Source organism: Nonomuraea sp. NPDC049725 (assembly GCF_040674795.1).
Taxonomy (GTDB): Bacteria; Actinomycetota; Actinomycetes; order Streptosporangiales; family Streptosporangiaceae; genus Nonomuraea; species Nonomuraea ceibae.
Genome location: NZ_JBFANJ010000008.1, coordinates 279,684 through 300,403, shown reverse-complemented (window position 1 = coordinate 300,403; position 20,720 = coordinate 279,684). Strand labels below are relative to the sequence as shown.

At 71.7% G+C, this 20,720-nt stretch carries 18 protein-coding genes; 10 read left to right on the top strand and 8 right to left on the bottom strand.

What is annotated here, in order from left to right:
• Positions 1-170: 170 nt before the first annotated feature.
• On the bottom strand, positions 171-4,892 hold the full coding sequence (locus tag AB0J53_RS22805) for an ATP-dependent helicase (protein WP_364175410.1): 4,722 nt from the start codon (positions 4,890-4,892) through the stop codon (positions 171-173).
• Positions 4,893-4,979: 87 nt separating this feature from the next.
• Between AB0J53_RS22805 and AB0J53_RS22800 the strand changes: the two genes are divergently transcribed.
• Complete coding sequence (locus AB0J53_RS22800; protein ID WP_364175407.1) at positions 4,980-5,468, top strand: VOC family protein; 489 nt, start codon at positions 4,980-4,982, stop codon at positions 5,466-5,468.
• A 10-nt stretch (positions 5,469-5,478) separates the two neighbouring features.
• On the opposite strand, the gene AB0J53_RS22795 is transcribed toward AB0J53_RS22800, so the two are convergent.
• Positions 5,479-5,673 (bottom strand): hypothetical protein, encoded by a 195-nt coding sequence (locus AB0J53_RS22795; RefSeq protein WP_219513437.1) that lies wholly within the window; start codon positions 5,671-5,673, stop codon positions 5,479-5,481.
• 43 nt (positions 5,674-5,716) lie between these two features.
• Between AB0J53_RS22795 and AB0J53_RS22790 the strand changes: the two genes are divergently transcribed.
• Positions 5,717-5,911, top strand: a complete 195-nt coding sequence (locus AB0J53_RS22790; protein WP_364175405.1) for a DUF3046 domain-containing protein — start codon at positions 5,717-5,719, stop codon at positions 5,909-5,911.
• Here the strand turns inward: AB0J53_RS22790 and AB0J53_RS22785 are convergent, their stop codons facing one another.
• Positions 5,912-6,187 carry a hypothetical protein gene (locus AB0J53_RS22785; RefSeq protein WP_219513441.1) on the bottom strand — a complete coding sequence of 92 codons (276 nt, stop codon included), beginning with the start codon at positions 6,185-6,187 and terminating at the stop codon, positions 5,912-5,914.
• A gap of 127 nt (positions 6,188-6,314) precedes the next feature.
• Here AB0J53_RS22785 and AB0J53_RS22780 point away from each other — a divergent pair, with 127 nt between their 5' ends.
• From AB0J53_RS22780 to rny, 4 genes are all read left to right on the top strand, one after another.
• Positions 6,315-6,665: a YciI family protein gene (locus tag AB0J53_RS22780; RefSeq protein WP_364175402.1), complete on the top strand. Its 351-nt coding sequence runs from the start codon at positions 6,315-6,317 to the stop codon at positions 6,663-6,665.
• A 194-nt stretch (positions 6,666-6,859) separates the two neighbouring features.
• Positions 6,860-7,951, top strand: a complete 1,092-nt coding sequence (recA, locus tag AB0J53_RS22775; RefSeq protein WP_364175399.1) for a recombinase RecA — start codon at positions 6,860-6,862, stop codon at positions 7,949-7,951.
• An 11-nt stretch (positions 7,952-7,962) separates the two neighbouring features.
• Complete coding sequence (gene recX, locus AB0J53_RS22770) at positions 7,963-10,116, top strand: recombination regulator RecX (protein WP_364175396.1); 2,154 nt, start codon at positions 7,963-7,965, stop codon at positions 10,114-10,116.
• A gap of 611 nt (positions 10,117-10,727) precedes the next feature.
• Positions 10,728-12,344: a ribonuclease Y gene (gene rny, locus AB0J53_RS22765; RefSeq protein ID WP_219513480.1), complete on the top strand. Its 1,617-nt coding sequence runs from the start codon at positions 10,728-10,730 to the stop codon at positions 12,342-12,344.
• On the opposite strand, the gene AB0J53_RS22760 is transcribed toward rny, so the two are convergent.
• Positions 12,345-14,168 carry a prolyl oligopeptidase family serine peptidase gene (locus tag AB0J53_RS22760; RefSeq protein WP_364175393.1) on the bottom strand — a complete coding sequence of 608 codons (1,824 nt, stop codon included), beginning with the start codon at positions 14,166-14,168 and terminating at the stop codon, positions 12,345-12,347.
• A gap of 233 nt (positions 14,169-14,401) precedes the next feature.
• On the opposite strand from AB0J53_RS22760, the gene AB0J53_RS22755 reads away from it, so the two are divergent.
• The 4 genes from AB0J53_RS22755 (at position 14,402) to AB0J53_RS22740 (ending at position 17,490) form a co-directional block, all read left to right on the top strand.
• Positions 14,402-14,605: a hypothetical protein gene (locus AB0J53_RS22755; RefSeq protein ID WP_364175390.1), complete on the top strand. Its 204-nt coding sequence runs from the start codon at positions 14,402-14,404 to the stop codon at positions 14,603-14,605.
• A 124-nt stretch (positions 14,606-14,729) separates the two neighbouring features.
• Positions 14,730-15,194, top strand: a complete 465-nt coding sequence (locus AB0J53_RS22750; protein ID WP_364175387.1) for a hypothetical protein — start codon at positions 14,730-14,732, stop codon at positions 15,192-15,194.
• Entirely contained in the window at positions 15,191-17,008 is a 1,818-nt protein-coding gene (locus tag AB0J53_RS22745) for an ABC transporter ATP-binding protein (RefSeq protein ID WP_364175384.1), read from the top strand. The genes AB0J53_RS22750 and AB0J53_RS22745 overlap by 4 nt, the downstream gene beginning before the upstream one ends.
• Positions 17,005-17,490: a S26 family signal peptidase gene (locus tag AB0J53_RS22740; RefSeq protein WP_364175381.1), complete on the top strand. Its 486-nt coding sequence runs from the start codon at positions 17,005-17,007 to the stop codon at positions 17,488-17,490. Before AB0J53_RS22745 ends, AB0J53_RS22740 begins: the two co-directional genes overlap by 4 nt.
• On the opposite strand, the gene AB0J53_RS22735 is transcribed toward AB0J53_RS22740, so the two are convergent.
• The 4 genes from AB0J53_RS22735 to AB0J53_RS22720 are packed head-to-tail and all read right to left on the bottom strand — an operon-like array spanning position 17,487 to position 20,701.
• The gene (locus tag AB0J53_RS22735; protein WP_364175378.1) at positions 17,487-18,380 is read right to left on the bottom strand and encodes an amino acid ABC transporter permease; all 894 of its coding nucleotides are present in this window, start codon (positions 18,378-18,380) and stop codon (positions 17,487-17,489) included. The genes AB0J53_RS22740 and AB0J53_RS22735 overlap by 4 nt on opposite strands.
• Positions 18,377-19,045, bottom strand: coding sequence for an amino acid ABC transporter permease (locus tag AB0J53_RS22730; protein ID WP_219513496.1), 669 nt, complete (start codon positions 19,043-19,045; stop codon positions 18,377-18,379). Before AB0J53_RS22730 ends, AB0J53_RS22735 begins: the two co-directional genes overlap by 4 nt.
• Positions 19,046-19,103: 58 nt before the next feature.
• Positions 19,104-19,961, bottom strand: a complete 858-nt coding sequence (locus AB0J53_RS22725) for a glutamate ABC transporter substrate-binding protein (protein ID WP_219513498.1) — start codon at positions 19,959-19,961, stop codon at positions 19,104-19,106.
• 20 nt (positions 19,962-19,981) lie between these two features.
• On the bottom strand, positions 19,982-20,701 hold the full coding sequence (locus AB0J53_RS22720; RefSeq protein ID WP_364175373.1) for an amino acid ABC transporter ATP-binding protein: 720 nt from the start codon (positions 20,699-20,701) through the stop codon (positions 19,982-19,984).
• Positions 20,702-20,720: the final 19 nt, after the last annotated feature.

Here is a 20,720-nt window from a genome sequence, read left to right as displayed (position 1 = left end):
CCCGTGCGGCCCATCACCCCGTGCGGCCCATCACCCCGTGCGGCCCATCACCCCGTGCGGCCCATCACCCCGTGCGGCCCATCACCCCGTGCGGCCCATCACCCCGTGCGGCCCGCCCCCTGTACGGCCCGTCGCCCCGCGCGGGTCGGCAGCCGTGGTCGGCGTCTCGGTCAGGCTCGTAGGCGGAGGCCGCGGGGGGTTGGGTGGAAGCCCGCTTCCTCCAGGGCCGCTGCGAGGGGCGAGTCGACGATCGGCTCCCCGTCGGCCCGCTCCACCGTCAGCTTGCCCAGCGCCCCGTCACGCACAGCCAGCGCCAGCGCGTCGACGGCCGGCTGCAACCGCTCCCCGTCGGCGAACGACAGCAGCGTCTTGCCGCCCCGCTCGACGTAGAGCACCAGGTAGCCGTCGACCAGCACCACCAGCGCCCCCGCCTTCCGGCCCGGCTTGTGCCCGACTTCCCCCGGATGCGCCGGCCACCCCAGCGCGGCCCCATACGGGTTGGCCGGGTCCGCCGCCGCCAGCACCACCGCCTGCCGCCCCCGCCCGGCTTCCCCCGCCCGGGACGAGACCGCCCCCGACGAGATCGTCCCCGACGAGACCGCCCCCGACGAGGTCGCCCAAGCAGCACCCGCCGGGGCGCGCCCGGACCCCGCCTCGCCGGACGGCGCCCCTTCCCAGGGCCCGCCTCCGTACGAAGCCGAATCCGTGGGCGTTCCCACCCCACCCCCGTACGACTCGCTCCCCGACGGCGAGGCTGCCGGGGAGGTGAGGCTCGGGGACATGGCACGCATCCGGTCGACCGCCCCCGGGAGGGCGAACTGCGCCCCGCCGAGCCCTTCGACGAAGTAGCCCCGCCGGCACCGCCCGCTCTCCTCGTACGCCCGTAGCACCTGGTAGATCGGCGTGAACCCGCCAGGCAGCCGTTCCGCCGTGACCGCGCCGCGCGTCACCACCCCGTGCCGTTCGAGCAGCGCCTCGGCCTGGGCCTGGGCCCGCTGGGTGGCGTCGGCGGCGGGCTCGGGGAGCAGCCACCAGCGCCCGCCTACGGTCGGTGGCCCGCTCCGGCTGGGCAGCACCGCCCGCCGCCGCCTGGTCGCGGGCCGGTGCGCGGGCCGTCCGGACCCGAGCGCGGCCCGCAGCGGCGCGAGCGTGTCGCCCGACACCCGCCCCGACCACACCAGGTCCCACAGCGCGGCGGCCAGCGTGGAGTCGTCGAGCGACCCGAGCCGGTCGGACAGCCCGCGGAAGAACAGCGCCCCGCCACCGCCGAGCGCCTCCAGCACCTGTTCGTGCACCGGCGTCATGGTGATCTCGGCGGGCTCGGCCAGCAGCAGCGGCGCGGTGTCGGCGAAGTAGAGCGACACCCACCCGTCGCCGCCCGGCAGGGCCCCCTGGCCCACCCACATCACCTCGCCGGAGGAGGTCAGCTCGTCGAGCAGCGCCGGATGGTAGCCGGGCACCCGCGACGGCAGCACCAGCGTCTCCAGCGCCGAGGCGGGAACCGCGGCTCCTTGCAGCAGCTCGACGGCCCGTACGAGCGAGTCCATCGCCCGCGCCGTGCCGCCGGACCCGCCGGCGCGGGTGGCGCCCCGGGATCCGGTGATGCCGTGCCACGCGGGCAGGAACGTGGCCAGCGTCTCCGCCGAGACCGGCTCGACCTCCTTGCGCAGCCTGGCCAGCGACCTGCGCCGCAGCGTGCGCAGCACTCCGGCGTCGCACCACTCCTCGCCCCGCCCGCCGGGCCGGAACTCGCCGCTGACCACCCGCCCGGGCACGGCCAGCCGGCGCAGCGCGTCGGTCACCACGGCCACGCCCAGCCCGAACCGTTCGGCGGCCGTGGAGGCGTGGAACGGCCCCCGGGTGCGCGCGTGCCGCGCCACCAGGTCGGCCAGCGGGTCGGCGACCGGCTCCAGGAACACGTGGGGGATGCCCACGGGCAGCGGCGCCCCGAGCGCGTCGCGCATGCGGGAGGCGTCCTCGATCGCGGCCCACTGCGTCTCGCCCGCGATCCGTACGCGAATCGCCCGGCGCGCCCGTTCCAGCTCCTCCAGCCAGGCCGGGTCGCCGCCGCGCACGCTCACGTCGGGCGCGAGCAGCGGCCCGTGCGAGCGGAGCAGGTCGGCGAGGTCCTCCGGGTCGCGCAGCGGCCGGTCGAGCCGCGCCAGCTCCCGCTCGGTGTCGGCGATCACGTCGGGGTCGAGCAGCTCGCGCAGGTCGGCCTGGCCGAGCAGCTCGGCCAGCAGCGTCGTGTCGAGGGCCAGCGCCTGCGCCCGCCGCTCGGCCAGCGGCGCGTCGCCCTCGTACATGAACGCGCCCACGTAGTGGAACAGCAGCGACGCGGCGAACGGCGACGCCTGCGACGTCTCCACCTCCACCAGCCGCACCCGCCGCGCCGCCAGGTCGCGCATCAGCGCCACCAGCCCCGGCACGTCGAACACGTCCTGAAGGCACTCGCGCATCGTCTCCAGCACGATCGGGAACGAGGCGTACTGGGAGGCGACGCCGAGCAGGTGGGCGGCCCGCTGGCGCTGCTGCCACAGCGGGCTGCGGCGGCCGGGGACGCGGCGCGGCAGCAGCAGCGCCCGCCCCGCGCACTCCCGGAACCGGGAGGCGAACAGCGCCGACCCGCCCAGCTCCTCGGTGACGATCTGCTCGATCTCGTCGGCGTCGAAGGCGGCCACGTCGGTCGGCGGCTCGGCCAGCGTGTCGGGGATGCGCAGCACGATGCCGTCGTCGGAGTGCACGGCCTGCACGTCGACGCCGTAGCGCTCGCGCAGCCGCCGGTTGATCGCCAGCGCCCACGGGGCGTGCACCCGCGCGCCGTAGGGGGAGTGGATGACGACCCGCCAGTCGCCCAGCTCGTCGTGGAAGCGCTCGACCAGCAGGGTCCGGTCGTCGGGCACGTAGCCGGTGGCCTCGCGCTGCTCGCGCAGGTAGGCCAGCAGGTTGGCGGCGGCGTAGGGGTCGAGCCCGGCCTCGCGCAGCCGGTCGGGCGACTCCTGGGCGGCCTGCTCGCGCAGGAACCCGCCGATGGCCTTGCCCAGCTCGGCGGGACGGCCGGGCGTGTCGCCGTGCCAGAACGGCAGCTTGCCCGGCTGCCCCGGCGCGGGCGAGACGAGCACCCGGTCGGCGGTGATGTCCTCGATCCGCCATGATGTCGCGCCCAGCACGAACACGTCGCCGACGCGCGACTCGTACACCATCTCCTCGTCGAGCTCGCCCACCCGGGACGCCTTCTCACCCACGAGGAAGACGCCGAACAGGCCCCGGTCGGGGATGGTGCCGCCGTTGGTGACGGCCAGCCGCTGCGCGCCGGGGCGGCCCTGGAGGGTGCCCGTCACCCGGTCCCACACGATGCGCGGACGCAGCTCGGCGAACTCCTCGCTCGGATAGCGGCCGGCCAGCATGTCGAGCGTCGCCTCCAGCGCGCTCCTGGGCAGCGTCGAGTAGGGGGCCGCCCGCTTGACCACGGCCTCCAGCTCGTCGACGGTCCACTCGTCGAGCGCGGTCATCGCGACGATCTGCTGGGCCAGCACGTCGAGCGGATTACGCGGATAGCGCAGCTCCTCGATGAGGCCGCTCTTCATCCGCTCGGCGACCACGGCCGTCTGCACGAGGTCGCCGCGGTATTTAGGGAAGATCACGCCCTTGGACACCGCGCCCACCTGGTGACCGGCCCGGCCGATGCGCTGCAGCCCGCTGGCCACGCTCGGTGGCGCCTCCACGCACGCGACCAGGTCGACCGCGCCCATGTCGATGCCCAGCTCCAGGCTGGAGGTGGCGACCACGGCCGGCAGCCGCCCCGACTTGAGCGCCTCCTCGATCTGCGCCCGCTCCTGCTTGGACACCGAGCCGTGGTGGGCGCGCACGATCTCGGTGACCACGCCCTTGCTCGCCCCCGCCTGCGCCATCACCTCGGCGGGCACGCGCGGCGGCCCCGTCTCCCAGATCGACAGGTCGACGGCCTCGGTGCCCTGCTGCCGGCCGTAGGCCAGCTCGTTGAGCCGGGTGCAGAGGCGTTCGGCCAGCCGCCGCGAGTTGGCGAACACGATCGTGGACGAATGCGCCTCGATCAGGTCGAACAGCCGGTCTTCCACATGCGGCCAGATCGACCGGTTCGCCGGGTCGGGCGCGAGGTTCTCCGCGTCGGGCGGGCGGGACTCCACCTCCGTCATGTCCTCCACCGGGACGACGACCTCGACCTCGATCACCTTGTCGGACGGCGGCTGCACCACCGTCGCCGGACGGGAGCCGCCGAGGAACGCCGCCACCTCGCTCACCGGCCGCACCGTCGCCGACAGCCCCACCCGCTGGGCGGGCCGCTCCAGCAGCGCGTCGAGCCGCTCCAGCGTGAGCGCCAGATGGGCGCCGCGCTTGGTCGCCGCCACCGCGTGCACCTCGTCGACGATCACCGTGCGCACGCCGCGCAGTGCCTCCCGCGCCTGGCTGGTGAGCAGCAGGAACAGCGACTCGGGCGTGGTGATCAGGATGTCGGACGGCCGGGCCGCGAACCGCCGCCGGTCCTCGGCGGGCGTGTCGCCCGAGCGGATCGCCACCGAGATCTCCGGCACCGGCAGCCCCAGCCGCCGCGCCGTCTGCTTGAGCCCGGCCAGCGGCGCGCGCAGGTTGCGCTCCACGTCGACGGCCAGCGCCTTGAGCGGCGACACGTACACGACCTTGGTGCCGCCGCCCTCGGACGGCTCGGCGGCCAGCCGGTCGAGCGACCACAGGAAGGCCGCCAGCGTCTTGCCGGAACCCGTGGGCGCGACCACGAGCGTGTTGTCACCGCGCGCGATCGACTCCCACGCGCCGTCCTGGGCGGCGGTGGGCGCGGCGAACGCCCCGGCGAACCATTGCCTGGTCACCTGACTGAAGTGGTCGAGCGAGCTCACGCGCTCATACTGCCTCGCCGCACCGACAGAAAACGCTTCGCCCCGCGCCGCGTGATTGAGCGGCCGCTCAGCGGACATACACCGACCGTGACCATCGACAACGCAGCCTTGGAGGCTCGCCGCGAGGAGATCCGCGAACGGTACGTCTTACCGCACCGTCCGTCGAGCAGCGCCCGCGGCCTGCATCACATCGCCCTGGTCTCATCGGACGTGGAGCGCACCGTCAAGTTCTACCAGGAACTGCTGGAGTTCCCGCTCACCGAGATCTTCGAGAACCGCGACTACGAGGGCTCCAGCCACTTCTTCTTCGACATCGGCAACGGAAACCTGCTGGCGTTCTTCGACTTCCCCGGCCTCGACCTCGGCCCGTACCTCGAGGTGTTCGGCGGCCTGCACCACGTGGCGATCTCCGTCGACCCCGCCACCTGGGAGCGGCTGCGCGGGAAGCTGGAGGCGGCCGGCGTGCCGCACCAGATCGAGAGCGGCGCCTCCATCTACTTCAAGGACCCCGACGGCGCCCGGCTGGAGCTGCTCGCCGACCACCTCGGGGAGATGTACGGCGCACGCGTGCTCTGATCCTGTACGGCTAGCGGCGCGACGCCCTGCGCGTGCGCGGCGTGCCCGCACGCGGCTCCTGCCTGATGCCCGCGTGCCTCTCGGCACGCTCTTCCTTCTCCTTCCGTACGGCGAGCCGCCGGTCGAGCTGTAACCGGCGCCGCCTGGCCTTGTTGGCCTTGACCTTGGCGGATCTGGGGGGTGAGGACTTGGGGGTCTTCGGCATGGGGATGTCCTACCCACTCCCGGGGGCGTCCCATACTTGGGTGATGCGCCTGACCGAGTTCTGGAGACGGATGCGCGAGCACTTCGGCGACGCCTACGCCGAGTCGTGGGCGCGTGACTACGTGCTGGCCCCGCTCGACGGCCGCACCGTCGTGCAGGCGCTGGCCGACGGCGAGAGCGCCAAGTCGGTCTGGCGGGCGGTCTGCCAGGTGGAGGACGTCTCTTCCCGGCTCCGCTGATCACTCGGCCTCCGGCGCCTCCAGCGCGTCCCTCAGCTTGTCGGCGGCCCCTTCCGGATCTTCGGCGTCGTGCAGCCCGCCGGGCGACCACAGGAACTGCCAGCCCTGCCGCGACGGGGTGGCGAAGACCAGCGTGCGCCGTCCCGAACGCGGATGCCACGTCCACAGCACCGGTTCGTCGCCGCCGACCAGCCGGCTCACCAGCCCCTGGCCCTTCAGCAGCGCGGCGAGGGCCTCCAGATGGGTGCGCCGTTCCCCGGTGTACGCGCTCGCCACGTCGCGGCCTCCTGACGTCTCCCTGTGAGTCTCCCCAGCTCACAGCCGCTGACAACACGTCCCTGTCGAATCGCGGACCGGCCCGTTCGTCATGCTTCTCGAAGAGACTCTTCGAGGAGGTACGACGATGAGGTTCGCTTTGCTGCTGTTCGACCCGGAGGGCTACGCGGAGTCCGTCACGGAGGCCGGGATGACGGCCGCGCTCGCCGAGCACGAGGCGTTCGCGCGCCATCTGAGGGAACGCGGCGTCCCGTTCACCGGCGAGGCCCTGCACCCGGCGGCCCGCACGCTGCGCCCCGGCCCGCCCGGGGAGCCGCCGGTCGCCGCCGACGGGCCGTTCGTCCCGCTGCGGCACGAGCTGGCGGGCTTCTACCTGGTCGAATGCGCCGACCTCGACGAGGCGGAAGAGCTCGCCCGCCACTGCCCGATCGGCGCCGGCATCGAGATCCGCCCGATCTGGGACGCGCCTGGTGGGTGAGCTGGAACGCGCCCGGCGGGTGAGCCCGAACGCGCCGGGCCCGTGACGGCGCGTTCGGCGTGTGATCGAACAGTCGTTCGGCTACCATGGACCTCGCCGGGCCACTTCTTCCCCGGCGGCGGCCAAAAATGTCGGTGGCAGGCCATAGCTTTCACTCGACTGTTCGGACCCAAGACTCTCCAGGGGGAGTTCCCATGGCAATCAACGACCGCGAGAAGGCCCTCGAGACCGCGCTCGCTCAAATCGAGCGGCAGTTCGGCAAGGGGTCCGTGATGCGCCTGGGCGATGACGCCCGAGCCCCCATCGAGGTGATCCCCACCGGGTCGATCTCCCTGGACGTGGCCCTCGGCATCGGCGGCCTGCCGCGCGGCAGGATCGTCGAGATCTACGGCCCGGAATCCTCCGGTAAGACGACGATCGCCCTGCACGCGGTGGCCAACGCCCAGCGCGCGGGCGGCATCGCCGCCTTCATCGACGCCGAGCACGCCCTCGACCCCGAATACGCCAAGAAGCTCGGCGTCGACACCGACGCGCTGCTGGTCTCCCAGCCCGACACGGGCGAGCAGGCGCTGGAGATCGCCGACATGCTGATCAGGTCCGGCGCCGTCGACATCATCGTCATCGACTCGGTGGCCGCCCTGGTGCCCAAGGCCGAGATCGAGGGCGAGATGGGCGACAGCCACGTCGGCCTCCAGGCCCGCCTGATGTCCCAGGCCCTGCGCAAGGTCGCCGGCGCCCTCAGCAGCACCGGCACCACCGCCATCTTCATCAACCAGCTCCGCGAGAAGATCGGCGTCATGTTCGGCTCGCCCGAGACCACGACGGGCGGCAAGGCGCTGAAGTTCTACGCCTCCGTCCGCATGGACATCCGCCGCATCGAGACCCTCAAGGACGGCACCGAGGCGGTCGGCAACCGCACCCGCGTCAAGGTCGTGAAGAACAAGATGGCGCCGCCCTTCCGCGTCGCCGACTTCGACATCCTCTACGGCGTCGGCATCTCCCGCGAGGGCGGCCTCATCGACATGGGCGTCGAGCACGGCTTCGTCCGCAAGTCCGGAGCCTGGTACACCTACGAGGGCGACCAGCTCGGCCAGGGCAAGGAGAACGCCCGCAACTTCCTGAAGAACCACCCCGACATGGCCAACGAGATCGAGAAGAAGATCAAGGACAAGCTCGGCGTCGGCCCCCGCCTCGACACCCCGGCGGAGCCCGCCCCCGCGGCCGCCGCCGCACCGGCCCCCACCGGCCGTGGCTCCAAGTCCACGCCGAAGCCCGGTGACGTCTGATCGGTCGCCGCATGAGTGACAAGGATCCGGACCAGGCGCCCCACTCCCGAGACTGGGGCGCCTGGCCCGACCTCCCCACCACCCCACCCCGCCGCCGCCGCAAACCCACCCGCCTCGCCCCGGGCGGCCTACCCCGCCCCACCGACCCCCAGAGCACTGACGCCCAGGGCTTCGACGGTCAGGGCGTCGGGGGTTCGGGCACCAGCGCTTCGGGCATCGGCGCCCGAGGTGCCGACGGTCTGAGTCCCGGCGGTCAGGGTGCCGATGTCCCAGGCGCCGGTTACTCGGGTGCGGGTGCCTCAGGTGCCGATGCCTCCGCCCTGGACGCCCCGTCGTCCCGGGCCTCCGGGCGTGGCCGTTCTGGGCGCTCGACGACCTCGGGCCGTCGAGGGGGCCGACTTACGGGCCGTGGCCGTGGCGCCTCCGACGACCCGACCGGCACCCCCGGCGGCACGTCGCGCGGCTCCCGTAAGGGTGACGGTCCCTGGGCGGACTCCGACCCCATCAACAGCCGGTCATCAGACGGTGACCGCGACACCGGCTGGGCACCGGGTGGTAGCGGCGGCTGGTCACCGGGCGGTGGCAGTGGCGGTGGCTGGTCGCGGGGTGACGATGACCGCGGTGGTGGCCGCCGACGGTTCGATGATGGGCGCGACGAGCGTGCCGGTGGCGGTTGGCCGTCGCCGGACGAGTGGCAGGAACTGCGCCGCTCCCGATCGGCTGCCCCATCGTCCCCGGAACCGGATCCGGCCGCTCCTCAGTCAGAGGCGGCGGCGTTCCCCGGGACGCCCGGAACGGCGCACCCGTTCTTCGGGTCGGGCGATGCGGCGTCTGCGGGGGATCGTACGGAGCCCGCCCCCTGGGAAGCGCCCACGGCGTCGGTCTCCTTCACCGAGCCACCTCAATTCGAGTTCGCCGACTCCAAGCCACTCGAACCCGACCCCACCGGCTCCGGGCCCACCGAGCCCACCGGCTCCGGGCCCACCGAGCCTGCCGGTTCTGAGCCCATAGGCCCCGAGCCTGTCGGTTCTGAGCCTGTGGCGCCCGACGCTAGGGGACTTGGGCTTGTCGGGTCCGACGCTACGAGGTCCGGCCCTGCGGGGGCCGACGCTGCGGGCGAGCCCGTAGGGTCCGATTCTGCGGGACCCGACCTTGCGAGCCCCGACCTCGCGGGACCCGAGCCTGTCGGATCCGACCTTGCGGGACCTGAGCCGGCCGGGGCTCAGCTTGGGGAAGCCGGGCTTGAGCCTGGGCTTTCGTTCACGTCCGACAGTTCGGAGCCGCCGCCCCCGTTCGTGCCCCGTGAGGCCGAGCCGGAGCCTCCGCCGGCTCCTACTGCTTCCGATCCCACTGCCGCCGAGCCCGCACCTCCGTTCGAGCGTGCGGACCCCGAGCCCTCACCCTCCATTGCCCAGAACCCCGGCGCGGGGTCCGGTGAGCGGGTAGAGGCGGCGTTCGGTGGGCTGTTCGAGGGCGGGGGATCGGACGAGAACCGGCCCGAGGAGCCCGGGGAGTGGGGCTCGGGGAAGGGGCGTCGTTCGGGAGGAAAGGGTCGATACGGGAAGAATCGGCGCTCCGGGCGGGGTGCGGCAGGCGGCGGCGGGCGTGGGGCCGGGCGCGGTTGGCTGCCTGACGGCCCGGATCAGGACTCACCGGCAGGTACGACCCCGCATGCCGATCCCGAGTCGGTGGCCCGGGCCATCTGCCTGCGGCTGCTCACGATGGCTCCCAAGACGCGCGCCCAGCTGGCCGAAGCCCTCCGCAAGCGGGACGTACCGGATGAGGCCGCCGAGACGGTGCTTGACCGGTTCTCCGAGCTGGGGCTCATCAACGACGAGGCGTTCGCCGAAGCGTGGGTCGACTCCCGGCACCACGGCCGGGGCCTGGCCAAACGTGCCCTGGCCGCCGAGCTGCGCCATCGGGGCGTCGACTCCGAGACCGTCAACGAGGCCGTCGAGCGCCTGGACCCCGACCAGGAGCTGGAAACGGCCCGCCGCCTGGTGGAGCGCAAACTCGCCAGTACGCGGTCCCTCGACCCCAAGGCCCGCACTCGCCGCCTGGCCGGCATGCTCGCAAGGAAGGGCTACCCGTCCGGCCTGGCGTTCCGCGTGGTCCGCGAGGCCCTCGAACAGGAGGGCATCGAGATGGAGGACGACTACCCGTAGGACGTCCACACGGGTGGACGGCTGGCTGCAGGGAGTCGCCCGTACGAATGGTGACCCGTTCGAATGGCTGCCTGCACGGACGACTGCACGAACGGACGGTGATCCCGTATGGGCGGTGACCCCGTATGGGCGGTGACCGTCAAGGACGGTGGCCCGGGCAGATGGCGACCCGTACGAGTGGTGATCCGGATGGGCGTGGCGTCGGGGCTTCGGGCGCGCCGGGCACCGGAGAGCCGGGCGGTGCCGAATCGGGGGGTCCACCAGCGGTAGGGAGGGCGGTGTGTCCCGAGGTGTTCACGCACGGCGGATGCGAGCGTAAGACACGCTTGATAACGCGTTTGCTTGCTCGTGACCTGTTCGACGCATAACCTCGACGGCAGTGAGGAGTTACTCCGCGCAGTGCGGATTGCCATACCGGTGAACGACGGACTTACGAGTTTGAGTGATCGAGGCAGGCGAGGTGCCGGCTGCGGGTGTCGGCGCCCGATGTGCCTTGGCTTGATATCGGTCCTGGTGACGACGCCGATCGGGCTTTCCGTGCCGCGCCCGTGACCCTCCTGGGCGAGGGCCGCGTTTGTGGGTGTTGACGACGCGAGGAGGGCGGGGCGCACATGGGGCCGCTGGTCGTGGTGCTGTCGGTGGCGGTCGTGGCGCTGACGTGCGGGATGATGAGCGCCCTCTACATCGTCGTACGCCGGACGTCCGGCGGTGCGCCCGCGAAGAAGAAGCTGACCCCGGAGCAGGAGCAGGCTGTCACGGACGAGCTGGAGCAGGCCCGCGAGGAGGCCGGCAAGATCCGTGACCGGGCCGAGGCCGACGCGGAGGAGATCCTGCGCAGGTCGGAGGCGGCGGCGGAGAGCGCCGCGCAGATGCGCCGCGAGGTGGAGCAGGAGAGCCAGGTCCTGAAGTCGGAGCTGAAGGAGCTGCGCGCCGATCTGGAGCGGCGGGAGAGCCGCCTGGGTGAGCGTGAGCAGCGGCTGGACGAGGAGGCCAGGCGGCAGGCGGAGCGTGACCGCAAGCTGGCCGAGACGGAGATCGAGCTGGCTGACCGGCGTGAGGAGCTGCTGCGGGTCGAGGAGGAGCGCCGGGTCATCCTGGAGCGGGTCGCGGGGCTCACGGCGGAGCAGGCGAAGGCCGAGCTGGTCAAGGAGATCGAGAACCAGGCCAAGCGTGAGGCCGCGCTGATCATCCGGGAGATCGAGGGTGAGGCCCGCAAGGAGGGCGAGAAGCGCGCCACGAAGATCGTGACGCTGGCGGTGCAGCGGGTGGCGGCGGAGCAGACGGCCGAGTCGGTGGTCAGCGTGCTGCATCTGCCGGGTGACGAGATGAAGGGCCGGATCATCGGTCGTGAGGGCCGCAACATCCGGGCGTTCGAGTCGACGACGGGCGTCAACCTGATCATCGACGACACGCCGGAGGCGGTGTTGTTGTCGTGTTTCGACCCGGTGCGCCGGGAGACGGCCCGGCTGACGCTGGAGAAGCTGGTGCTCGACGGCCGCATCCATCCGCAGCGGATCGAGGAGGCGCACGACCGCAGCCGCCAGGAGGTGCAGGACCTGTGCGCCCGCGCGGGCGAGGACGCGCTGGTCGAGCTGGGCATCACCGACATGCATCCGGAGCTGACGCTGCTGCTGGGCCAGCTCCGCTATCGCACCAGTTACGGGCAGAACGTGCTCAAGCATCTCATCGAGTCGGCGCACATCGCGGGCATCATGGCGGCCGAGCTGAAGATGGACCAGGCGCTGATGAAGCGCTGCGCCCTGCTGCACGACATCGGCAAGGCGCTCACGCACGAGGTCGAGGGCAGTCACGCGCTGATCGGCGCGGAGATCGCGCGGCGCTACGGTGAGCAGGAGGACGTGGTGCACGCCATCGAGGCGCACCACAACGAGGTCGAGGTGCGCACGGTCGAGGCGGTGCTGACGCAGGCGGCCGACGCGATCAGCGGCAGCCGTCCGGGCGCCCGGCGCGAGTCGCTGGAGGCGTACGTGAAGCGGCTGGAGCGGCTGGAGGAGATCGCGCAGTCGTACGAGGGCGTGGACAAGGTCTTCGCCATGCAGGCGGGGCGGGAGATCCGGGTGATGGTCAAGCCCGACGGGGTCGACGACATCCAGGCGCAGGTGATCGCCCGCGACGTGGCCAAGCAGGTGGAGGAGGAGCTCACCTATCCGGGGCAGATCCGGATCACGGTGGTGCGGGAGTCGCGGGCGACGGAGTTCGCGCGCTGATCAGGTGAACAGCTGCTGGTAGAAGGCCAGTTCGGCGGCCAGCGCGGCGGAGCGGGTCTCGGTGCGGCGGAAGCCGTGCGACTCGCCTTCGAAGGCGAGGTAGGTGCAGCGGACGCCGCGTTCGGACAGGGCGTCGGCGAAGGCGGACGACTGCTCGGGCGGCACGACGGGGTCGTCGAGCCCTTGCAGGAGCAGCATGGGGCAGGTCACGCCGTCGGCGAGGGCGAGCGGTTCGCGTTCGGCGTAGACGGCGGGGTCGGAGCCGACGAGCCATTCCACGTAGCGTGACTCGAAGTCGTGCGTGTGGGCGATCAGCGGGGCGAGCGCGCTGACCCCGAAGTAGGACACCCCGCCCGCGAACTCGCCGGACCGGCAGCAGGAGGCCATCACGGTCCAGCCGCCGGCGCTGGCGCCGCGCACCGCGATGCGGCCGGGCTGAGCGAGCCCTTCGGCGGCCAGCCAGCGGGCTGCCGCGACCGTGTCGTCCACGTCGACCAGCCCCCACGTGCCCTTCAGCCGCTCGCGGTAGGCCCGGCCGTAGCCGGTGGAGCCGCCGTAGTTGAGGTCGAGCACGCCGATGCCGCGCGAGGTGAAGTACGCCTTCTCCAGGTCGAGCGCGACCCCGGCGTGCGCGGTCGGCCCGCCGTGCACGAAGATCACGTACGGGGGCGGCTCCTGGAGGATCTCGACCGGGTTGGCGGGCTCGTACAGGAAGCCGTGCACGCCGATGCCCGGCAGCTCGATGGGGCGTGGCGTGGGCAGGTAGGCGGGGTCGGGCAACCGCTCGACGTCGCGCCTGAGCGGCTCGGCCTCGCCGCTGCCGAGGTCGACGCGGACGACCGTGCGCGGCGTCGCGGACCCGTACGCGATCCCGGTGAGGGACGTGCCGTCGGCGCTCAGCGAGGGCTCCCAGCCGTCGAAGGGGAGCGGCAGGTCGGTGAGGACGCCGGTGCGCGGGTCGAGCACGCCGGCCCGCAGGTCGGCGCGGCCGTGCAGGACCGCGAGCCGGCCGTCGGCGAGGATCGTGTACGGGGCTCCGCCCAGGTTCCACAGGGGCCCGGTGAACTCCTCGTCGCGGGGGCAGAGCGGCCGGGGCGAAGGGTCGCCGAGGCCCGTCTCGTACAGGTTCCACCAGCCGGAGCGGTCGGAGATCAGGTAGAGGGTGTCGTCGTCGCGCCAGCTCGGGGCCAGCACGGACTCCGACGGGCCGCCCAGCAGGGTGCGGGTGTGGCCGTCGGCCAGCCGGGTGACGCGCAGCTCGGTGCCGTCCCACGGCATGCGGGGGTGGTCCCAGCAGATGTAGGCGAGGTGGCGGCCGTCGGGGGACAGCGCGGGGAAGGCGTAGAAGTCGCTGCCGGTGACGTGCTCGCGCACCGGCCCGCCGGTCAGCGGGACGGACACGACGGCCCGGCTGACCTTGCCGTCGCGGTGGCGTTCGCGCACGCACCACACGTGGCCGTCGCGGACGAGCAGGTCGGCGTAGCGGTCGCCCTCGGGGGTGAGCGGGGTGCAGGCGCCGGTGTGGTCGCGCAGGTAGAGGCGCTGGTCGGCCAGGTTGGCGAAGATCAGCTCACCGTCGGGCGTCACGGTGTAGGGGCGGCCGCCGTACTCGTGCACGCGGGTGCGGGCGCTCCACGGCGCGGGCAGCAGCTCACGGTGGCGGCCGTCGGCGGCGCGGTGCATGACCGTGGTGCGGCCGCCCTGTTCGGGCCGCTCCTCCGTCCACCACGTCTGCCCGTCGAGGGCGTACGGCCAGCCGGCACGCGCACCGGCACGGGCGACGTCGGCGGTGGAGATGGGCGAGGGCCACGATGCGACGGGCATAACCGAATCTTGCCGGAAATCCGCGCCGCCCGTGGTCAAGGTCACGGTAATGGCCGGCTGGATCCGGGGCCGGCGCCGGGCGCGGGAACGCTCCATCGGCTGAATTACCGGCTATTACTATGCCCAGCAAAACAGGACAATATGATCTAGATCACATGGTTTTGATCTTGAGGGGGTAAGGCTGGAAATGTTTACTGATCTCACTTGCACAATTGAGCGCGGAAAGGAGTCAAATGCTCAGTAAAATGGGCAGCCTCGCCGATCGCCTTCTGGGTGCGATCGTCCCCCGGACCAGCGCGGCCGCCGCTGACGACGAATGCGTCGTCACCTGGGGATGCTACTACTGGCACAGCCAGCTCTGGTACGGCAAGAAGACGTGCTGCCCTGGCGGCACCGGCTCCATGAACTGCTACTTCGAGCGCCACTACGAATGCTGATCGCCTGATTCCTGGGGATTAACGGTTGGGCTTGGCCGCATTTCCGGTCAAGCCCGATCCTCGTATGAAAGAGAAAGAGTCAACAGTGGACGTCCTTTCTGCCGCGGTCATTGTCCTGGGAATTGTGTGCCTGCTCAATCTGCTCCTGACTTTCGGGGTGATCCGCCGGCTGCGCGAACACACCGAGGCGCTGGCGAAGCCGGCTCGCCCGGCCGTCTCCCGGCCTGGCCGGCCGGTGGGGGAGTTCAGCTCGGCTGGTCTGTCGGCGGCCTCGCTGGGTGAGCGGGCGCTGGTCGGCTTCTTCGCCGTCGGGTGCCGGCCGTGCGAGGAGAGCCTGCCGAAGTTCGCCGCCCTGGCGGCGGGTGCCCCGACGCCGGTGGTGGCGGTCGTGGCCACGATGGCCGAGCTGGAGGACAGCTCGGCGTACGTGTCGGCCCTGGAGTCCGTGGCCACCGTGGTGATCGAGCGGCCGGACGGCCCGATCGCCACGGCCTTCGGGGTGGCGGGCTTCCCGACGTTCGCCCTGGTGTCGCGAGGCGTGGTGGAGGCCGTGGGCTCCGATCCGGCCGCGGTCGCCGCGCTCGTATGAGCGTGCCGACGCGGGTGTCACTGCCGCGGACGGCGGCGCTGGCGGCGACGATCGCCTGGCGGGCCGGCCGGTGGACGCTGACCGCGTACGCGCTGGTGACCGTCGTGCAGGCCTGCCTTCCGGTGACCACGGTGTGGCTGACGAAGCTGCTCTTCGACGCGCTCGGCGGCCGGGCGGGAGCCGCCGCGCTGCTCTGGCCGGCCGCCGGGGTGGCCGCCGTGGGCGCGGGAGCGGCGGTGCTCGGCCAGGCCGCGCAGTTCCTCCGCTCGGAGATCGACCGCCTGAGCGGCCTGCACGCCAAGGACGAGCTGTTCCGGGCGGTGGAGCGGTTCGCGGGGCTGGCCCGGTTCGAGGATCCGCAGTTCCTGGACCGGCTCAGGCTGGCCCAGCAGGCGGCGCGCTCGCCGGGGTCGCTCGTCGACGGCGGCCTGAGTCTGGTGCGCAACGCCGTGACGGTGCTGGGGCTGCTCGGCTCCCTGTACGTGGTCAGCCCGTGGCTGGCGGTCGTGACGCTGGCCGCCGGGGTGCCGATGTTCCTGGCCGAGCTGGCCCTGTCACGGCGGCGCGCCGGGATGCTGTGGGAGATCAGCCCGGCCGAGCGGCGCGAGTTCTTCTACGGCCGCCTGCTGGGGACCGTGGAGGCGGCCAAGGAGATCCGGCTCTTCGAGATCGGGTCGTTCCTGCGCGGGCGGATGCTGACCGAGCACCGCGCCTCGCTGGTCCGGCGCCGGGCCATGGACCTGCGGGAGACGCGGGCGCAGTCCGCCTACGGACTGCTCGGCGCCCTGGTCGCCGGGGGCGGGCTGGTGTGGGCCGCGCTCGCGGCGAGCCGGGGACAGCTCACCGTCGGCGACGTGTCGATGGTCATCGGCTCGGTGGCCGCCCTCCAGGCGGCGGTGACGTCGCTGGTCACCGGCCTCGGCCGGGGGCACCAGGAGCTTCTGGTGTTCGCGCACCTCTCGGCCGTGACGGAACTCGGCCCCGACCTGCCCGAACCCGCCACCCCGCGCCCGCTGCCCGGACTGCGCGAAGGCATCGAGCTCAGGGACGTGTGGTTCCGCTACGCCGACGACCAGCCGTGGATCCTCCGGGGCGTGAGCCTGTTCATCCCGCACGGCGCGGCGGTGGCGCTCGTCGGTCTCAACGGCGCAGGCAAGAGCACGCTGGTGAAACTGCTGTGCCGCTTCTACGACCCCGGCCGGGGCGCCATCCTGTGGGACGGGACCGACCTGCGCGAGCTGTCCGTGACCGAGCTGCGTCGCCGCATCGGCGCGGTGTTCCAGGACTACATGCACTACGACCTGACCGCCGCCGAGAACATCGCGCTCGGCGACCTGGCGGCCCTCGGCGACCGGCCCCGTCTGGAGCACGCGGCCCGGCGGGCCGGCATCCACGACAAGCTCACCACGCTGCCGCACGGCTACGACACCCTGCTGTCGCGGATGTTCGCCAGCGAGGCCGACAAGGACGACGCGGCCACCGGCGTGGTGCTCTCGGGCGGCCAGTGGCAACGCCTGGCGCTGGCCAGGGCGTTCCTGCGCGACCGGCGTGACCTGATGATCCTGGACGAGCCGAGCTCCGGCCTGGACGCCGAGGCCGAGCACGAGATCCACACCGAGATCCGGCGGCAGCGCGAGGGGAAGACCAGCCTGCTCATCTCCCACCGGCTCGGCGCCGTACGGGACGCCGACCTGATCGTCACCCTGGAAGGCGGGAAGATCGTGGAACAGGGCCGCCACGATGAGCTGATCGAGCGTGACGGCGCCTACGCGCGCCTGTTCCGGCTGCAGGCCACGGGATACCAGCGGACATGAGCTGGTGGCTGATCGCCCTGGGGGCGCCGGCGGCCGTCGCCCTGTGGCTGCGGCGCACGTACGTCGTGGTCACGGTGTGGGGGGAGAGCATGGCGCCGACGCTGCTGCCCCGCGAGCGGGTGCTGGTGCGCAGGACCCGGCTCGGCCGCGTCCGCCGGGGCGACATCGTCGTCCTGAACCCCGGCGGTGAGGACCCCGACGCCGTACGCCGATCGGCGCTGAACCGGCCGTGGATCATCAAGCGGGTGCTGGCCGCGCCGGGCGACCCGCTGCCCAAGGACCTGCTGCCGAGCCTGGCCGGCGTCCCCGAGGAGAGCGTGCCGCCGGGCAAGCTGGTGGTGATCGGCGACAACCCGTCGCGCAGCAGCGACTCCAGGACGCGCGGCTACTTCCCGGGCGAGAGCTTGCTGGGCGTGATGGTCAGGAAGCTGAACGGCGGCGGGGCCCCGGGGCGTGCCCCGGGACCCCGTCCGCGCGGCTAGTCCGTGCTGTCGAGCCCGCCGCCGGAGCGCAGGCCGACGGCCTCGGCCCCGGGAGGCGCGACCGGCGCGGCCGACGTCTTGCGGCTGCGCCGGCTGCGGCGCTCCAGCCAGTTGGCCAGATAGCTGAGCAGCAGGTTGAGCCCCACGTAGATGACGCCGATGACGATCGCCGCCGGGATCAGCGAGCCGAAGAACACGGCAGGCAGGATCTTGAAGCCGGTGTTGAGCAGGTCGACGTAGGCGATGATGTAGCCGAGCGCGGTGTCCTTGAGCAGCACCACGAGCTGGCTCACGATCGCCGGCATCATCGCCGTGACCGCCTGCGGCAGCAGCACCAGCCGCATCACCTGGTTCTTGCGCATGCCGACCGCGTAGGCGGCCTCCGACTGGCCCCTGGGCACCGCCTGCACGCCCGCCCGGACGACCTCGGCCAGCACCGACCCGTTGTAGAGGGTCAGGCCGAGCACCACCGCGATGAAGGCGTAGTCGCCGGAGCCGAACATCGTCGGCGCCAGGTAGAAGATGAAGAAGATCAGCAGCAGCAGCGGGATGGCCCGGAAGACCTCCACCACCGTGGCCGCCGGGACCCGGATCCACCGGTGGTCGGAGAGCCTGGCCAGGCCGAAGACGGCGCCGAACGCGAGCGCGAGCACCGCGGCCAGCGCTGCCGCACGGAGCGTGCCGATCAGACCGGGGATGATGTAGTAGCGCCAGGTGTCGGCCTGGAGGAACGGCTCCCAGATCTTCCCTTCCCACTGGCCCTTGGCGTCGAAGCCGCTGTAGACCCAGTAGAGGAGCGCCGCCACCGCCACGACGCTGACCACCGTGAGCAGGTGGTTGCGGATCCTGCCGCGCGGGCCGGGGGTGTCGAAGAGGACCGAGGTGCTCATCGGGCCACCGCCAGACGTCGGGCCAGCCAGCCGGTGAAGAAGCCGATCGGCATCGTCAGGGCCATGAAGGCGAGGATGATTCCGATGAAGATCGGGATCGACGCGCCGGTGTCGTCGAAGACGATCTTCATGGTGGCGGCGACGTCGGCGAGGTAGCCGCCGGCCGTCGCGACCGTGGTGTTCTTGATCATGGCGATCATGACGCTGCCGAGCGGCGCGATGACCGCGCGGAACGCCTGCGGAAGAATGATCATGCGCAGCGACTGCGAGAACGTCAGCCCGATCGCCCGCGCCGCCTCCGCCTGGCCGAGCGCCACCGTGTTGATGCCGGAACGCAGAGCCTCGCACACGAACGCCGCGGTGTAGGCCGACAGGCCCATGGCGACGATCCAGAACGAGTTGGTCCTCGGCACCTGTGAGAAGACGAGACCGAGCTGGTCGCTCAGACCCAGCGCGGAGAACGCCAGCACCAGCGTCAGCGGCGTGTTACGCACCACGTTGACGTAAAAGGTGCCCACGACTCGGAGTACGGGAGTAGGCGAAACCCGCATCGCCACGAGGATCGTGCCCAGGATCAGGGAGACGACCGCGCCCACGGCCGAGAGCTTGACGTTCTCCCAGAAACCCAAGGCGAGCTCGGGTGCGTACTTGATTAGGTCGTCCATCGTGCTCCACCACATAGGAGGGCGGCGGCCGGGAGACCGGCCGCCGCCTCAGAGAGGATCAGCTGCAACCCTCGGCGGTCGGGGCTTCCGTCGAGACCTTCAGGCCCTCGATGCCCCCGAACCACTTCTCCAGGAGCTGCTTCATCGTCCCCTTCTGCCAGAGCGACTGGACCGCCTTGTTGACGGCCTCACACGTCTTGGTGTCGCCCTTCTTCAGGCCGATGCCGTACTTCTCGTCGGTGAAGCCCTGACCCAGCACCTTGAAGTTGCCGCCGGCCTGCTTGGCGAAGCCCGCCAGGATCAGGTCGTCGGTCGTGACCGCGTCAAGGTTGTTGCCGCCCAGCTTCTGGATGCACTCCGAGTAGCTGGCCGCGTCGACCGTCGTGGCGTCGAGGTCGAGCTCGCCGTCCGGCGGCGGGTCGGTGATCCGCTTGTAGGAGTTGGAGCCGGCGGCCTTGCAGATCTTCTTGCCGACCAGGTCCTGCGGGGTGTTGATGGAGGTGTCGTCCTTGCGGACCATCACGTCCTGGTGGGCGATCACGTACGGGCCGCCGAACGTCACCTTGGACTTGCGCGACTCGGTGATGGAATAGGTGGCGAAGATGATGTCGACAGTGCCGTTGGCCAGGAAGGGCTCCCGGTTGTCGGACTTCGACTCCTTCCATTCGATCGCCACGTCCTTGCCGCCGTTCATCTCCTTCAGGACGGCCTTGGCGACGTCGACGTCGAAGCCCTCGGGCTCGGCGCCCTTCTTCAGGCCCAAGCTCGGCTGGTCCCACTTGGTGCCGACCACCACGGTGCCGCCGTCGGCGACCTTGTCGGCCACGGACGCATAGGTCTCGCCACCGCCGCAGGCGGCCAGCCCCGCGGCCATCGCCGCAAAGGACAGCACCGCTCCCATTCGACGCATGTGCATGTGTACCTGCCTCTTGCTCGTCAGTGCGTAAGGATCTTCGAAAGGAAGTCGCGCGCCCGATCCGTCTGCGCGTTGGTGAAGAACTCGTCCGGGGTGTTCTCCTCGACGATCTGGCCGTCGGCCATGAACACCACCCGGTTGGCCGCCCGCCGGGCGAACCCCATCTCGTGCGTGACGACCATCATGGTCATCCCGTCGCGAGCCAGCCCGATCATGACGTCGAGCACCTCCTGCACCATCTCCGGGTCCAGTGCCGAGGTGGGCTCGTCGAACAGGATCATCTTCGGATCCATCGCCAGGGCCCTGGCGATCGCCACACGCTGCTGCTGGCCGCCGGACAGCTGCGCCGGGTACTTGTCGGCCTGCGCCGCGATCCCGACACGCTCCAGCAGCTCCATCGCCCGCTTGTCCGCGGCGTCCTTCGCCTGGCCGCGCACCTTGACGGGGCCCAGGGTGACGTTCTCGCGGATGGTCTTGTGAGCGAACAGGTTGAACGACTGGAACACCATGCCGACTTCGGACCGCAACCGCGCCAGTGACTTGCCCTCTGCCGGCAACACCTGGCCGTCGAAGACGATCCTCCCGCCGTCGATGGTCTCCAGCCGGTTGATCGTCCGGCACAACGTGGACTTACCACCGCCGGAAGGACCGATGACGACCAGAACCTCGCCACGAGAGACGGTCAAGTTGATGTCCTTCAGGACGTGCAGCGCCCCGAAGTGCTTGTTGACGTTCTCCATCTGCACCAGTGGAGTGACG

Excerpts from the sequence above, each read along its gene's own strand:
- AB0J53_RS22740 (WP_364175381.1), top strand. The coding sequence starts at position 17,005 with ATGAGCTGGTGGCTGATCGCCCTGGGGGCGCCGGCGGCCGTCGCCCTG.
- AB0J53_RS22780 (WP_364175402.1), top strand. The coding sequence starts at position 6,315 with ATGAGGTTCGCTTTGCTGCTGTTCGACCCGGAGGGCTACGCGGAGTCC.
- AB0J53_RS22795 (WP_219513437.1), bottom strand. The coding sequence starts at position 5,673 with ATGCCGAAGACCCCCAAGTCCTCACCCCCCAGATCCGCCAAGGTCAAG.
- rny (WP_219513480.1), top strand. The coding sequence starts at position 10,728 with ATGGGGCCGCTGGTCGTGGTGCTGTCGGTGGCGGTCGTGGCGCTGACG.
- AB0J53_RS22745 (WP_364175384.1), top strand. The coding sequence starts at position 15,191 with ATGAGCGTGCCGACGCGGGTGTCACTGCCGCGGACGGCGGCGCTGGCG.
- AB0J53_RS22790 (WP_364175405.1), top strand. The coding sequence starts at position 5,717 with ATGCGCCTGACCGAGTTCTGGAGACGGATGCGCGAGCACTTCGGCGAC.
- AB0J53_RS22755 (WP_364175390.1), top strand. The coding sequence starts at position 14,402 with ATGCTCAGTAAAATGGGCAGCCTCGCCGATCGCCTTCTGGGTGCGATC.
- recX (WP_364175396.1), top strand. The coding sequence starts at position 7,963 with ATGAGTGACAAGGATCCGGACCAGGCGCCCCACTCCCGAGACTGGGGC.
- recA (WP_364175399.1), top strand. The coding sequence starts at position 6,860 with ATGGCAATCAACGACCGCGAGAAGGCCCTCGAGACCGCGCTCGCTCAA.
- AB0J53_RS22760 (WP_364175393.1), bottom strand. The coding sequence starts at position 14,168 with ATGCCCGTCGCATCGTGGCCCTCGCCCATCTCCACCGCCGACGTCGCC.
- AB0J53_RS22735 (WP_364175378.1), bottom strand. The coding sequence starts at position 18,380 with ATGAGCACCTCGGTCCTCTTCGACACCCCCGGCCCGCGCGGCAGGATC.
- AB0J53_RS22730 (WP_219513496.1), bottom strand. The coding sequence starts at position 19,045 with ATGGACGACCTAATCAAGTACGCACCCGAGCTCGCCTTGGGTTTCTGG.
- AB0J53_RS22720 (WP_364175373.1), bottom strand. The coding sequence starts at position 20,701 with ATGGAGAACGTCAACAAGCACTTCGGGGCGCTGCACGTCCTGAAGGAC.
- AB0J53_RS22725 (WP_219513498.1), bottom strand. The coding sequence starts at position 19,961 with ATGCACATGCGTCGAATGGGAGCGGTGCTGTCCTTTGCGGCGATGGCC.